This is a genomic window from Paenibacillus sp. ALE3 (assembly GCF_054113405.1).
The window spans coordinates 3,069,656-3,083,915 of the sequence record NZ_CM134214.1 but is presented as its reverse complement, the minus strand read 5'-3'; the positions used below and the strand labels follow the sequence as shown (position 1 = coordinate 3,083,915).

Sequence of the window (14,260 nt, the reverse complement as noted above, 5' to 3'; positions counted from 1 at the left end):
TAAGCTTAGTTGAGGATTTGAAATTAGGGTTGAGAGCTAAATTTAGAATATTATATATGCAATAAATGAAAATTTGGAAGCACCTTTTTTCATATAGGCAATGATTCCCATAGAGGGACATTTCAATATGAGGAGAGGTGCTTTTTTGATATGTATGGAAAATTACATGGAGCTTGTCTATATGGGATAGATGGCGTTCTGATCGAAGTTGAGACTGATTTGTCCAATGGCTTGCCTCAGACCGCGATTATCGGATTGCCGGATTCAGCGATTCGAGAGGCAGTAGAGCGTGTGAGAGCAGCAATCAAAAACTGCGGTTTCAAATATCCGTCCCAGCGTGTCACGATTAACTTAGCTCCTGCAGATTTGCGTAAGGAAGGCTCATCTTTCGATCTTGCTATCGCTTTAGGCTTGCTGACAACCAGTGGACAGGTTGTCTTACCAGTAGGGGAACGAACGCTGTTTATTGGCGAGCTGGCACTGGATGGCAGCATTCGTCCTGTAAATGGGGTGTTGTCTATGGTTGATCTGGCCAAGCGAGAAGGATTCGATTCCGTGCTGCTTCCTCAAGAAAACGCAAGCGAGGCTCGTCTAATTGCGGATATACGTATTTACGCTATACGCCATCTGGTGGATCTTATCCCGGTTAATGATCATGCACAAGGCACCCCAGACGGCCAAGTGACCAATCAAAATTGTACTGCCAGTGAACAAGTCATAATCCATTCCTATGACCATTTACCCCGAGCAGAGCATATACCGTTGTGTGAGCAAGAAGCGCTAATCAGTAATATGGAGGATTACAGCGATGTATTGGGTCAGCTACACGCCAAACGTGCGTTAGTTATCGCTGCAGCAGGAATGCATAATATTCTTCTTATGGGACCGCCGGGTGCTGGAAAAACGATGCTCATCCGCAGGTTGCCCTCTATCCTGCCGCCTTTGACTGAAAAGGAGTCGCTAGAAGTGACCAAGGTATACAGCGCAGCAGGAAAATGGAAGGACTCATCGACCCATCTCATGCATGTTCGTCCTTTCCGTGCGCCTCATCATACGATCTCTGCTGCTGGATTGGTGGGCGGAGGAGGCATACCCAAACCAGGAGAAATCAGTCTTGCACACCGAGGGATTTTATTTCTCGATGAGCTGCCTGAGTTTAGCCGTCATGTGCTAGAAGTGCTGCGGCAGCCTCTGGAAGACCACCATGTTACAATCAGTCGTTCACGTGCAGTGTTTAAGTATCCGGCGCATTTTTTACTTGCAGCTTCTTTGAATCCGTGTCACTGTGGCTTTTTCGGCAATAACACGGAACATCAGCGCTGTACCTGTTCACCTGCAGCAGTAGCTCGATACCGCTCACGTATTTCCGGTCCATTGCTGGATCGAATTGATCTTCAGCTTGAGGTATCACAACCGAAGGATTGGCGGGAGGAAAAAGAATCACTGTCGTCTGCTGATATGAGAAAGCAGGTGTTGGCTGCTCGAGCAATACAAATCCGCAGATACAGCAAGCTTCCTTTTTCATGGAATTGTGAGCTGTCCGGTCAGATGCTGCGTAAATATGCGGTTTTAGAACAAAATGCAGCGGAGTTGCTTGACCAGACGATGGATGCACTTGGTTTAAGCATGCGTGCGTATGATCGAATTCTCAAGCTGTCCCGCACCATTGCAGACTTACAGGAGTCAGAGAAAATTACGACTTCACATGTGGCTGAAGCTATTCAATACCGCCAGATGGATAGAGCAAATTCCAATTTTCCCGAAATATAAAAAGGCGATAGAATTAGCAGATATAGTACGATCATTTTTATGAAAAAGTTTTTCCAAAGGGTATGTATACGAGAGAAAACGGAAATAAGGACAAAAAAAGCTCCAGGCAAAAAGACCTGGAGAAGCAAAAAAGATTATGACAATAGTGATTATACTATGAGTATATCAATTTCGTATATACGATTATGCATCATCTCCCATGTTACTTGATGGAAAAACAACAAGCCCCTCGACCAATACGGTTGAGGGGCTTGTTGTGAAATTTATTCTAACTCTATATTACAAAACGTTCAGCTTCACTTCAATATTACCGCGGGTAGCGCGGGAGTATGGACATTGTTCGTGTGCGCCTTCCACCAGTTTTAGCGCAGTTTCATGATCAACGCCTTTGACCAGAACGTCGAGGTTTACTCCGATTCCGAAGCCGCCGTCTTCGACTTTGCCAAAATGGACCGTAGCTGTGACTTCGGTACCTTCATGTTTAACACGTTGCATGCGAGCGACCATATTTAAAGCACTGTCAAAGCAAGCAGAATAGCCTGCTGCGAATAGCTGCTCTGGATTCGTACCTGTACCGCCGGCGCCACCCATTTCTTTTGGAGTATCAATATCTAAACGAAGTTCAGGAGAAGAAGACTCGATATAACCGTTACGTCCACCAACTGCTTTTACTGTTGTTTCATACATTTTTTGTTGAATGGTCATCATAATCCAATCACTGCCTCTCGCTCAATTTATATTTTACACAATTTAATTTATCAAAATAATTATTGTTTGTAAAGTATTTTATGCAATTAGAATGTACTTTGCTATATAATGTGCTAAAATAATGACGAAAGTAGGTGACTAGACAGCATGGAAAACAATTCCAATGAACACGCGGCTTTGAAACTTGATAATCAGTTATGCTTTGCCATATATGCATGCTCCAGAGAGATTACAAAGCTGTACCAGCCTTATCTAGAAAAGCTTGGTGTAACGTACTCGCAATATTTGGTACTTATCGTGCTCTGGGAGCGTGAAGAGTGTACAGTGAAGGAATTGGGTGAGGCGTTATATTTGGATTCCGGCACACTAACTCCACTATTAAAGAGGTTGCAGAATGCCGGGCTGATCGATCGGAAGCGTTCCACTCAAGATGAGCGTAAGGTGCTGATTTCTTTAACGACAGAGGGAAGAGCGTTGCGGGATAAAGCCCTGTCTGTACCAGGATGCATACAGGAAAAAACAAGTATGACTCATGATCAATTTGGGTCACTTCTGCTTCAGTTTAATGATCTGCTCGATCGTGTTCATCAAGCGAATGTACAAATTGAAAAATCATAACAGGTACTTTCGGTTGCTCTTGTGAATTTACGGAATGAGTTGTTCTTAACTGAAAGAAAAAATGCTATTTAAAGTCTAATGAAATAAAGTGCCTCTCATGCGGATTAGGTAATCCCATTTTGTGGAGGTGCTTTTTTGTGTGAATTTGTATTAAAAAGCAAAATCCAATAATATCCAAACATTCGATTTTGGGAATGATAATGATATCAAAATACTGTAATTCATGAGGTTGAATTATAAGGAAAGCGTTTTAAAAACATGTTACAATGATGTAGGTTTAGTATAGATTTCCTTGTGAACCGCCCTTGTTGCAGTCATGTTGATAGGAGGATTCCAGAATGAATATCCATGAATATCAGGGTAAAGAAGTATTAAAGCAGTACGGAGTGGCTGTACCGAACGGCAAGGTTGCCTACACGGTGGAAGAAGCCGTTGCTGCGGCAGAATCGCTTGGAAGCGCTGTTACGGTCGTAAAAGCACAAATTCATGCTGGTGGACGCGGTAAAGCGGGTGGCGTAAAAGTTGCCAAAGGCTTGGATGAGGTGCGGACTATTGCTTCTGAAATTTTGGGTAAGGTGCTAGTGACACATCAGACCGGACCTGAAGGTAAAGAGGTCAAACGTCTTTTGATTGAGGAAGGCTGTGATATTCGCAAAGAATATTACGTAGGCGTTGTCGTGGATCGCGCGACTGGACGCATCGTATTGATGGCCTCCGAAGAAGGCGGTACGGAAATCGAGGAGGTGGCTGCGGCTACTCCGGAGAAGATTTTTAAAGCAGTTGTTGATCCAGCAATTGGGCTTCAGGTGCATCAAGCTCGTAAGCTGGCGTATGAGATTAATATTCCCAATGAGCTGGTGAATAAAGCGGTCAAGTTTATGCTGGCGCTTTACGAAGCTTTTGTGGACAAGGACTGTTCGATTGCAGAAATTAATCCCCTAGTCGTTACGGGTGATGGGAATGTACTGGCGCTGGATGCCAAATTGAATTTCGATTCTAATGCGTTGTTCCGTCACAAGGATATTTTGGAATTACGTGATTTGGATGAAGAAGATGAGAAGGAAATTGAGGCATCTAAATATGATCTAAGCTATATCGCTCTGGACGGAAATATTGGCTGTATGGTCAATGGTGCGGGGTTGGCAATGGCCACGATGGATATTATCAAATATTACGGTGGTGATCCGGCCAATTTCCTGGACGTTGGTGGCGGTGCAACGACGGAAAAAGTAACCGAAGCGTTCAAAATCATTTTGTCCGATCCGAAGGTAGAAGGTATTTTCGTCAACATTTTCGGCGGGATTATGCAGTGCGACATCATTGCGAACGGCGTCGTGGAGGCTGCCAAACAGTTGGGGCTGACACGTCCGCTTGTTGTCCGTCTTGAAGGGACAAATGTTGAGCTCGGCAAACAGATTTTAGCGGAATCCGGTTTGAATATTGTGGCAGCCGATTCTATGGCCGATGGTGCCCAAAAAATCGTTGAACTTGTTCAATAGCCTGTTTGCATTCCGATATGCCGAATAAACGATAGGGGATGTGAAGATCGTGAGTATTTTGGTCGATAAGCATACAAAGGTGATTACACAGGGGATTACGGGAAAAACGGCGTTGTTCCATGCCAAAGGTGCACTTGATTACGGTACACAGATGGTAGGTGGCACCTCTCCAGGTAAGGGAGGCACCGAGGTAGAAATTACACTGGAAAACGGACAACAGGTCAAACTGCCAGTGTTTAACACAGTAAGCGAAGCCAAGGAAGCTACGGGGGCAACTGCTAGCGTCATTTACGTGCCGCCGGCTTTCGCAGCGGATTCCATTTTGGAGGCTGTGGATGCGGAACTGGACCTCGTGATTTGTATCACAGAGGGGATTCCGGTACTTGATATGATCAAGGTCAAACGTTTTATGGAAGGTAAAAAGACCGTTCTGATTGGCCCTAACTGTCCGGGCGTTATTACGCCAGGAGAGTGTAAGATTGGTATCATGCCAGGTTACATTCATCTGCCTGGTCATGTAGGCGTTGTGTCACGTAGTGGTACTTTGACCTATGAGGCAGTGCATCAGTTAACCACTCGAGGTATAGGTCAATCTTCAGCGGTTGGTATTGGCGGTGACCCGGTTAAAGGTTCGGAATTCATCGATATTTTACATCGCTTCAATGAGGACCCCAACACTCACGCTGTCATTATGATCGGAGAAATCGGTGGTACAGCTGAGGAAGAGGCTGCCGAGTGGATCAGGGATAATATGACGAAGCCAGTCGTTGGTTTTATCGGTGGTGTGACTGCGCCTCCAGGCAAACGGATGGGGCATGCAGGCGCCATTATTTCTGGCGGAAAAGGAACGGCAAAAGAGAAGATTGCAACGCTTGAAGCCTGCGGGATCAAGGTGGCACCGACTCCTTCCGAAATGGGCTCGACACTGGTAAGTGTGTTGGAAGCACGTGGTATTTTGAACTTGTGTACAACACATTAAATCGTGTTTCTTCATTAATATACAGGCTGTAAATCAACATCGAAATTTGCTGCTGGCTAGTGTATAATGAAAGAAAGGTAAGCAACCTTTTTATCTTCTGAAACAGGGGATGAAAAGGTTGCTTTTTTTTTGCGTTGATACAGGCTTATCAGGGAAACGCTTGCAAAATGATCCGTTGTGCCACAAAATAAGGAAGGGTTCACTCTTCCATGAATGGGGGAACCACAGTTTGGAAGAAAGATGGCTTTTATTAGGTCTACATGAGTTAGAGGGAATCGGAAGAAGAACTATTCAGCGTATTTGGTCGAGTGATTATCGATTGCATGAGCTACTGCATTTTAGCGAACAAAAGTGGATTGAGATAGGCTTAAGTCCCACACAGGCACGCATTGCGGCAGAGTGTTACGATGAAGAATGGGTGCATGAACGATATCAGCGAATTCAATCCAGTGATATTGGTACGGTAACTTATGTGGACAAAGATTACCCCTTATTAATGAAGGAAACAGTTGACCCTCCTTGGGTGATGTATACAAAAGGGGATAAATCACTTTTGCACACATGTTCTGTAGCCATGGTAGGAACTCGCGTTCCTACTGCGTATGGTCGTAGAGCAGCGGAGATACTAACAGAGGAATTATGTAATGCAGGGATTACAGTGGTTAGTGGATTGGCGAGAGGGATTGACAGTATTTGTCACGAAACAGCCCTGCGCCAGGGAGGCAACACGATTGGTGTACTTGGAACAGCAATTGACCAAATTTATCCTCCCCAAAATGCCTCTTTGTTTGCAGAGATGGCTAGTAAAGGTCTAATCGTATCGGAGTATCCTCCAGGTACGAGGTCTCATCCCGGGATGTTTCCACAACGTAATCGCATTATTGCCGGTTTAACGAAGGGGACGCTCGTTGTAGAAGCAGACGCTAGAAGCGGTTCCTTGATTACAGCGGATGCTGCGCTGGAGGCAAATCGAGATGTGTTTGCTGTTCCTGGACCCATTACGTCACCGAAGAGTAAAGGCACGCTGAACTTGATTAAGCAAGGAGCCAAAACGGTCACTGAAGCTTCGGATATTATTGAGGAGTATGAAGCAGATTTGCGTACAAGGCAGGTTTCTTCATACAATAGAGAACAGAGTCTTAATCTTAAGAAAGTCTCCAAAGCATCAGAAAGTGAGACTTCTGAGGAAAAGCGCGTAGTGCTGCTGCTGGAACAAGGAACCATGACACTGGATGAACTGCTTGATGCTACGGCATGGGATTTTGGACTTTTACACGCAGTTCTGTTATCGTTAATCATAAAAAAAAGGATCGCTCAGCTAGCGGGCACAAAATACAAGCTTATTTAGTCGTTGTTTTTGTCAAATCCTTAGTTAGTAAATGCGTAAAATTCAATTTTAAACATAGGTGGAGGGAAATTAGCGTTTATTCGCATCGCGGATTCCTACTCCTTCCCCACTTCCTGAAATGTGTTGAATTTATAGCTCGTATTAACGAACTATAGCTCACCACATTTCAGGAAGTCTATCATATTCATGTGTGTAATTGAGAGGAGGAAGAGCCTATGGCGGATTCACTCGTCATCGTGGAATCGCCTTCCAAGGCGAAGACGATCGGCAAATACTTAGGCAGCAAATATATCGTCAAGGCTTCCATGGGTCATATCAGGGATTTACCTAAGAGCCAGATCGGTGTAGAGGTTGAAAATGATTTTAATCCCAAATATATTACCATTCGAGGTAAAGGCTCAATACTAAAAGAGTTAAAGGATGCCCGAAAAAAAGTAAAAAAAGTATATCTGGCGGCTGACCCGGATCGCGAAGGCGAGGCTATTGCTTGGCATCTGGCGCATGCGCTGGAACTGGACGATACGGCGGATTGTCGTGTGGTGTTTAATGAAATAACGAAGCAGGCTGTCAAAGATGCTTTTAAAACCCCCCGCAAGATCAACATGGATTTGGTCAATGCGCAGCAGGCACGACGGATATTGGATCGGCTTGTCGGCTATAAAATAAGTCCATTGCTCTGGAAAAAGGTAAAGAAGGGTCTGTCTGCTGGGCGTGTGCAGTCGGTTGCAGTGAAAATTATTCTGGACCGGGAAAACGAGATTAATGAGTTTGTACCGGAAGAATACTGGACGATCACAGCTAAACTAGCTATTAAAGACAGCACTTTTGAAGCGAAATTCCATAAGCTACACGGCGAAAAGAAAGAGCTCTCTAGCGAAGCGGATGTACAAGAAGTGTTAGAAGCTATCGGAAAATCGTCTTACAAGGTGCGCGATGTGAAAGAGAAGGAGCGTTTACGCAATCCGTCTCCTCCATTCACAACAAGTTCCTTGCAGCAAGAGGCGGCTCGAAAGCTCAACTTCCGGGCATCTAAAACGATGTCTGTAGCGCAGCAACTGTATGAGGGTGTGGATTTAGGAAAAGAAGGGACTGTGGGTCTGATTACGTATATGCGTACGGATTCCACACGGATCGCCACTTCGGCTCAAGAGGAAGCGAAAGAGGTCATCATTCAAAAATATGGCGAAGATTTTGTGCCTGAAAGTCCTCGTCAGTATTCAAAAAAGTCGGCTAATGCTCAGGATGCGCATGAAGCGATTCGTCCAACCTCCGCCTTGCGTGATCCGGAAACTGTTAAGCCTTTTATGAGTAGAGATCAGTTCCGATTGTACAAACTGATATGGGAACGTTTTATGGCGAGTCAGATGGCTTCCGCTATTATGGATACTTTGTCCGTTGATATTGAAGCAGGCGAGGCGATATTCCGGGCAGCCGGTTCAAAGGTTCGCTTTCCAGGCTTCATGAAAGTGTATGTGGAGGGGAATGACGACGGCAAAACCGAAGAAGATAAGCTGTTGCCGCCACTTCAACCCGGCGATAAGCTGAAAAAGGAATCGGTTGAACCAAAGCAGCATTTTACACAACCGCCTCCTCGCTATACGGAAGCACGACTGGTGAAGACGCTGGAGGAATTGGGTATAGGACGCCCGAGTACGTATGCACCGACGTTGGAAACCATTCAGAAGCGCGGTTACGTCGCTATTGAGGAGAAGAAATTCTTCCCTACCGAGCTGGGAGAGTTGGTCATCGAGCAGATGGAAGAATTTTTTCCAGAGATTCTGAATGTAGAATTTACAGCCAATATGGAAGGTGATCTTGACCACGTCGAAGAAGGCGAAGGTGATTGGGTCAAGGTGTTGAGTGACTTTTACGAGTCATTCGAGAAGCGTCTGGAAGTGGCTGAAGAAGAAATGAAAGAAATTGAAATTAAGGATGAAGTATCCGACGTCATCTGTGACAAGTGTGGCAGCCCCATGGTGTATAAGCTGGGCCGCTTTGGTAAATTTCTGGCCTGCTCTGCTTTCCCGGATTGCCGTAACACCAAGCCAATTGTCAAGGATATCGGGATGAATTGTCCTACATGCGGTGAGGGACATGTCGTCGAACGACGAAGTAAAAAAGGACGTGTCTTTTACGGATGTGACCGTTACCCAGAATGTGATTTTGTATCCTGGGATAAACCGTCCATTAAGCCTTGTCCAAGTTGCAGTGGCCTAATGGTCGAAAAACGTACTAAACAGGGAACGAAGCTCAACTGTACCGTCTGCGATCACAGCGAAATGCTGGAGGAGAGCGATGAGAGTGTAGAGACTTCTTAAGAACAAAGATAGCAGGGGGATTTAAAAGTGAGTGAACTACAAAAGGTAACGGTCATCGGAGCAGGATTGGCGGGCAGCGAAGCTGCCTGGCAAATTGCAAGCCGTGGAGTGCCAGTTAAGTTATATGAAATGAGACCGGTTGTAAAAACACCCGCGCATCATACGGATAAATTTGCCGAATTAGTATGTAGTAATTCCTTGCGCGCGAACGGTCTGACGAATGCAGTAGGCGTACTGAAGGAAGAGATGAGAATACTAAACTCTTTGGTTCTGAGTGCGGCAGATCGCCATGCTGTTCCGGCTGGTGGGGCATTGGCAGTGGATCGTGATGGATTTTCCGGTCATATTACAGATACGCTTCATCAACATCCTTTGATCGAGGTCGTTAATGAAGAACTCCAGGAACTCCCGCAGGACGGTATCGTGGTCGTTGCAACGGGACCATTAACTTCTCCAGCTTTGTCAGAACAGATCAAAACGCTGATGGGAGAGGAGTATTTTTATTTCTACGATGCGGCAGCTCCGATTGTAGAGAAGGACTCCATCGATATGAGCAAGGTCTATCTGGCTTCCCGTTATGATAAAGGAGAAGCAGCTTACTTAAATTGTCCGATGAACGAAGCGGAATTTGATGCTTTCTATGAGGCTTTGATTACTGCTGAGGTGGCACAAGTCAAGGAGTTCGAAAAAGAAATCTACTTCGAAGGATGTATGCCTATCGAAGTAATGATGCAACGTGGGAAACAAACGGCATTGTTTGGACCGATGAAACCTGTAGGCCTCGTAAATCCACATACAGGAGAACTACCCTATGCAGTTGTTCAGCTTCGACAAGACAACGCTGCAGGTACGCTATATAATCTGGTTGGTTTCCAGACTCACCTCAAATGGGGGGAGCAAAAGCGTGTGTTTTCAATGATTCCGGGACTTGAAGAGGCAGAGTTTGTACGTTATGGCGTGATGCATCGCAATACCTTCATTAATTCTCCACAGCAGCTTCACCCAACTTATCAGTTCAAGGGAAAAAGTAATCTGTTCTTTGCCGGACAAATGACTGGTGTAGAGGGTTATGTAGAGTCGGCGGCCTCAGGTCTGCTGGCTGGTATAAATGCGGCACGAGCAGCACGTGGGCAGGAAATGTTCGTATTTCCTGCGGAAACGACACTAGGCAGCATGGCACGATATATTACAACTGCTGATTTCAAACATTTCCAACCAATGAATGCAAACTTTGGTTTGCTTCCAAAGCTGGAGACACGCATTCGTAACAAAAAGGAAAAAAATGAAGCTCTCGCTAATCGCGCGTTGGAAAGTTTGCGCGGTTATATCAACCAAACGGGAGTTATGTCAACAGAAGTACAGGCATAAGGATGAAGGAAAAGGAGGAGCGCGTTATGGATATGTCCTTTCATGCTACCACCATCTGTGCTGTACGCCATAATGGCAAAGGAGCTATTGCGGGTGATGGGCAGGTAACGTTCGGCAACAGTGTTGTGATGAAGCAAACGGCTAAAAAAGTGCGCAGATTGTATCGTGGGCAGGTCGTTGCGGGATTTGCGGGTTCGGTGGCCGATGCTATCACATTGTTTGAAAAGTTTGAAAATAAGCTGGAGGAACATCACGGCAATCTTCAAAGGGCTGCTGTAGAACTGGCCAAAGACTGGCGGCAGGATCGTGTACTACGCAAGCTGGAAGCGCTGATGATTGTGATGGACTCATCCGGGATGCTGCTCATTTCTGGAGGCGGAGAAATTATTGAACCTGACGATGATGTGTTGGCCATTGGCTCAGGTGGTAATTTTGCGTTGGCAGCTGCCCGTGCTTTCAAACGTCATGGCTCTGGTATGGAAGCAAAGGACATGGCACGGGAAGCGTTAGAGGTTGCTTCGGAAATATGTGTGTATACGAACAGTCAGATTATCGTGGAAGAATTGTAAGTCGGCTCTGAGTATTCAAGGGTGGAGGAGTGCAAAATGAATAATCAATCGTTGACGCCCAGACAAGTGGTATCCGAGCTGGATAAGTATATTGTCGGACAAAAGGAAGCTAAAAAATCAGTTGCTGTTGCCTTGCGTAATCGTTATCGACGTAGTAAACTGCCGGATGATATTCGGGATGAAATTGTGCCTAAAAATATTTTGATGATCGGACCGACAGGTGTGGGTAAAACTGAAATTGCACGTAGACTTGCACGGCTCGTGGGAGCTCCTTTTGTCAAGGTAGAGGCCACCAAATTTACAGAAGTGGGTTACGTCGGTCGTGATGTAGAATCCATGGTGCGGGATCTAATGGAAACCTCTATCCGTATCGTCAAGTCGGAACGAACAGAGAATGTGAAAGACAAAGCGGAGGACATGGCAAATGAACGGATTGTCAATATCCTTGTACCTGCAGAAAAGTCAAATAAATCGCAACGTAATCCTTTTGAAATGCTTTTTGGCAATAACACAGGGACTTCGGTAGAAGAAGAACCACCACAACAGGACGGAACCTTAGCAGAGAAGCGACGCAAGGTTAAATTTGATCTGTTGTCCGGTAAGCTTGAGGATGATGTCATAGAGATTGATGTGGAGGATACCGCACCCAATATGCTCGATATGTTTGCTGGCCAAGGGAATGAACAAATGGGTATGAATATGCAGGAGATGTTCGGAAGTTTCCTTCCTAAGCGGACGAAGAAGCGCAAGCTACCAGTCAAGGAAGCCCGCAAGGTACTGATTCAAGATGAAGCAGCCAAGTTGATCGATATGGATGATGTGATTCAGGAGTCTGTGAAGCGTGCTGAGCAATCCGGTATTATTTTTATTGATGAAATAGATAAGATTGCCAGCCAAGGCAAGGGAAGTGGCCCTGATGTGTCGAGAGAAGGAGTCCAGCGCGATATTTTACCTATTGTCGAGGGCTCTACCATTATGACCAAATACGGCCCGGTAAGAACAGACTACATTCTGTTTATTGCCGCTGGGGCTTTTCATGTGGCTAAACCGTCAGACCTGATCCCAGAGCTTCAAGGCCGTTTTCCAATCCGTGTGGAGCTAAGTAGTCTGACCTTGGATGAGTTTGTGTCGATATTGACGGAGCCTAAAAATGCGCTGACCAAGCAATACACCGAGTTGCTCCGCACCGAGGAAATAGAAGTCGAATTTTCTGCGGAAGCGATTCGTGAGATCGCTAGTATTGCCGAGTCCGTTAATCGCAACACCGAAAATATTGGCGCACGGCGTTTGCATACCATCTTAGAGAAGCTGCTGGAGGATCTGTCATTTGAAGCCCCGGAGCTTACATTGGATCGTATGATCATTACCCCGGAATATGTGCGTGAGAAGCTGGGAGATATTGCCCAAAACAGGGACCTTAGTCAGTATATTTTATGAACAGGGTGTCTAAAAATAGGGTGTGTGGTCCAGAATAACACTATCTTGCACCGTCGTTTAGTCCTAGACACAGGTTAAGTTGATGATTTTTCTGTCTATTCCAAAAGTAGGACGTATAATCTTTTACAGGTGTAAAGTGCTAAGAAAACATTCATTTTCTTGAAAAAAACCTGAAAAATTTAACATTTTATGCATCTAAAGCCCTCTTTTTTAAAAAAGATAGGGCTTTTTTCTTATTGTAATTAGGTCCCAACTCTACGAAACTTAGAATATATGACAGAAAGTTAAGATTTTCTACTTAAGACCTAAAAGAAATGTATAATTATGAAATTTTATTGTCGAAAAAAAGTGAAAAATCTTGTTTTATTGAATCTTACTTTGGAGTAGACGCTGGAGGGAGGAGCTAAATGAATCTGCTGGGTGATGTAAGCTTTCAAAAGCTTCAGGCAGGTGTACAGGCGGCCAATACGAGACAACGTGTGATGGCCGATAATATTTCCAATGCGGATACCCCGTATTTTAAGCGTTCGGAGGTTTCATTTGAAGAACTGCTTCAGCAGCAAATGGACGGTGATGTCACGCCATTGCGTGGAAAAGTAACCAATTCAAGACATTTTCAAATAGGACCTGTGAACTCCATTCCTGATGCCACGGTCACCAAAGATGGGTACTCAGTCATGAATAACAACATGAACAACGTAGATATAGACAGAGAAATGAGTCTTATGGCTGAAAATCAACTAAGATATAATACCTACATCCAAGAAATTAATGAGCGCATCAAAATGATGAGAACAGCGGTAGAAGGGAGATAGGACGAGGTGAAGATTAACAACGGCTTTGATATTAGTGCATCTGCTCTTACGGCCCAACGGTTGCGGATGGACGTTATATCGAGCAACATTGCCAACGCAGAGACAACTCGGGCGAAGGTGGAGAATGGACAAGCAATTCCATATCGGAGAAAAACGGTTGTTTTGGAGCCGAACCAATCTGGCTTTGCCGATGTTTTGAAGGCTCAAATGGAAGGAAGTAGTACAAGCGCCGCTGGCGTTAAAGTTTCGCAAATTCAGGAAGATCAGTCACCTTTGAAGCCAGTGTACAATCCGGGTCATCCGGACGCTGATAAAGATGGCTATGTATATATGCCTAATGTAGACATAATGAAAGAAATGGTCGACATGATTTCCGCAACACGCTCATACGAAGCCAATGTAACAGCTCTGAATGCTTCAAAGGCGATGGTTTCCAAAGCGCTTGAAATCGGTCGCTAAGTTCCAGGACTACTAACTACTTAATAGGGAGAGTAAAACATGATTCAGAACGCCATGTTTAACGTACAGACACCGGTAATACAGCAGATTCAATCGCCTAACAATGAGTTGACGAAAGCGACGCCTTCCGAATCCTTGAAGGATTTTGGCTCCTTCCTAAAGGATGCTCTTAATGAAGTAGGGCAGCAGGAAGCCGCTACACACCAGATGTCCGACCAATTCATGGCAGGCAAAGTTGATGTAGATCAGGTTATGATCACTTCACAACAAGCGCTGCTTTCCCTGCAGCTTACTACACAGGTCCGAAACAAAGCGATCGAAGCCTATCAGGAGATCATGCGTACACAGATGTAAAGTGAGGGTTTAGCAAAG

General features: G+C 45.1%; 13 protein-coding genes. 12 read left to right on the top strand and 1 reads right to left on the bottom strand.

All coding sequences use genetic code 11. The features are described from left to right. Window positions 1-150: 150 nt before the first annotated feature. The gene (locus tag ACXHJ2_RS13340) at window positions 151-1,770 is read left to right on the top strand and encodes a YifB family Mg chelatase-like AAA ATPase (protein WP_165080028.1); all 1,620 of its coding nucleotides are present in this window, start codon (window positions 151-153) and stop codon (window positions 1,768-1,770) included. Window positions 1,771-2,049: 279 nt separating this feature from the next. Here the strand turns inward: ACXHJ2_RS13340 and ACXHJ2_RS13335 are convergent, their stop codons facing one another. Then, a complete protein-coding gene (locus tag ACXHJ2_RS13335) occupies window positions 2,050-2,478 on the bottom strand; it encodes an organic hydroperoxide resistance protein (protein ID WP_165080026.1) in 429 nt (142 codons plus the stop codon). Between the two features lie 147 nt (window positions 2,479-2,625). Here ACXHJ2_RS13335 and ACXHJ2_RS13330 point away from each other — a divergent pair, with 147 nt between their 5' ends. From ACXHJ2_RS13330 to fliE, 11 genes are all read left to right on the top strand, one after another. Further along, window positions 2,626-3,096: a MarR family winged helix-turn-helix transcriptional regulator gene (locus tag ACXHJ2_RS13330; RefSeq protein WP_013370663.1), complete on the top strand. Its 471-nt coding sequence runs from the start codon at window positions 2,626-2,628 to the stop codon at window positions 3,094-3,096. A gap of 338 nt (window positions 3,097-3,434) precedes the next feature. Next, window positions 3,435-4,595, top strand: coding sequence for an ADP-forming succinate--CoA ligase subunit beta (gene sucC / locus ACXHJ2_RS13325; RefSeq protein ID WP_137078333.1), 1,161 nt, complete (start codon window positions 3,435-3,437; stop codon window positions 4,593-4,595). A 49-nt stretch (window positions 4,596-4,644) separates the two neighbouring features. After that, window positions 4,645-5,574, top strand: coding sequence for a succinate--CoA ligase subunit alpha (gene sucD / locus ACXHJ2_RS13320; protein WP_013370665.1), 930 nt, complete (start codon window positions 4,645-4,647; stop codon window positions 5,572-5,574). A 229-nt stretch (window positions 5,575-5,803) separates the two neighbouring features. Then, a complete protein-coding gene (gene dprA / locus ACXHJ2_RS13315; protein WP_165080024.1) occupies window positions 5,804-6,922 on the top strand; it encodes a DNA-processing protein DprA in 1,119 nt (372 codons plus the stop codon). A 215-nt stretch (window positions 6,923-7,137) separates the two neighbouring features. After that, the gene (gene topA / locus ACXHJ2_RS13310; RefSeq protein ID WP_025677610.1) at window positions 7,138-9,240 is read left to right on the top strand and encodes a type I DNA topoisomerase; all 2,103 of its coding nucleotides are present in this window, start codon (window positions 7,138-7,140) and stop codon (window positions 9,238-9,240) included. A gap of 27 nt (window positions 9,241-9,267) precedes the next feature. Beyond that, the gene (gene trmFO / locus ACXHJ2_RS13305; RefSeq protein WP_165080022.1) at window positions 9,268-10,608 is read left to right on the top strand and encodes an FADH(2)-oxidizing methylenetetrahydrofolate--tRNA-(uracil(54)-C(5))-methyltransferase TrmFO; all 1,341 of its coding nucleotides are present in this window, start codon (window positions 9,268-9,270) and stop codon (window positions 10,606-10,608) included. A 26-nt stretch (window positions 10,609-10,634) separates the two neighbouring features. Beyond that, window positions 10,635-11,177 (top strand): ATP-dependent protease subunit HslV, encoded by a 543-nt coding sequence (hslV, locus tag ACXHJ2_RS13300; RefSeq protein WP_013370669.1) that lies wholly within the window; start codon window positions 10,635-10,637, stop codon window positions 11,175-11,177. A gap of 36 nt (window positions 11,178-11,213) precedes the next feature. Next, entirely contained in the window at window positions 11,214-12,614 is a 1,401-nt protein-coding gene (gene hslU / locus ACXHJ2_RS13295; RefSeq protein WP_064963109.1) for an ATP-dependent protease ATPase subunit HslU, read from the top strand. 407 nt (window positions 12,615-13,021) lie between these two features. After that, window positions 13,022-13,429, top strand: a complete 408-nt coding sequence (gene flgB / locus ACXHJ2_RS13290; protein WP_019686986.1) for a flagellar basal body rod protein FlgB — start codon at window positions 13,022-13,024, stop codon at window positions 13,427-13,429. Between the two features lie 6 nt (window positions 13,430-13,435). Further along, window positions 13,436-13,888, top strand: a complete 453-nt coding sequence (flgC, locus tag ACXHJ2_RS13285; protein ID WP_013370672.1) for a flagellar basal body rod protein FlgC — start codon at window positions 13,436-13,438, stop codon at window positions 13,886-13,888. 39 nt (window positions 13,889-13,927) lie between these two features. Continuing rightward, window positions 13,928-14,242 (top strand): flagellar hook-basal body complex protein FliE, encoded by a 315-nt coding sequence (gene fliE, locus ACXHJ2_RS13280; protein ID WP_007430020.1) that lies wholly within the window; start codon window positions 13,928-13,930, stop codon window positions 14,240-14,242. The last annotated feature ends 18 nt before the right edge of the window (window positions 14,243-14,260 follow it).

Excerpts from the sequence above, each read along its gene's own strand:
- ACXHJ2_RS13340 (WP_165080028.1), top strand. The coding sequence starts at position 151 with ATGTATGGAAAATTACATGGAGCTTGTCTATATGGGATAGATGGCGTT.
- ACXHJ2_RS13335 (WP_165080026.1), bottom strand. The coding sequence starts at position 2,478 with ATGATGACCATTCAACAAAAAATGTATGAAACAACAGTAAAAGCAGTT.
- ACXHJ2_RS13330 (WP_013370663.1), top strand. The coding sequence starts at position 2,626 with ATGGAAAACAATTCCAATGAACACGCGGCTTTGAAACTTGATAATCAG.
- sucC (WP_137078333.1), top strand. The coding sequence starts at position 3,435 with ATGAATATCCATGAATATCAGGGTAAAGAAGTATTAAAGCAGTACGGA.
- topA (WP_025677610.1), top strand. The coding sequence starts at position 7,138 with ATGGCGGATTCACTCGTCATCGTGGAATCGCCTTCCAAGGCGAAGACG.
- hslV (WP_013370669.1), top strand. The coding sequence starts at position 10,635 with ATGGATATGTCCTTTCATGCTACCACCATCTGTGCTGTACGCCATAAT.
- hslU (WP_064963109.1), top strand. The coding sequence starts at position 11,214 with ATGAATAATCAATCGTTGACGCCCAGACAAGTGGTATCCGAGCTGGAT.
- flgB (WP_019686986.1), top strand. The coding sequence starts at position 13,022 with ATGAATCTGCTGGGTGATGTAAGCTTTCAAAAGCTTCAGGCAGGTGTA.
- fliE (WP_007430020.1), top strand. The coding sequence starts at position 13,928 with ATGATTCAGAACGCCATGTTTAACGTACAGACACCGGTAATACAGCAG.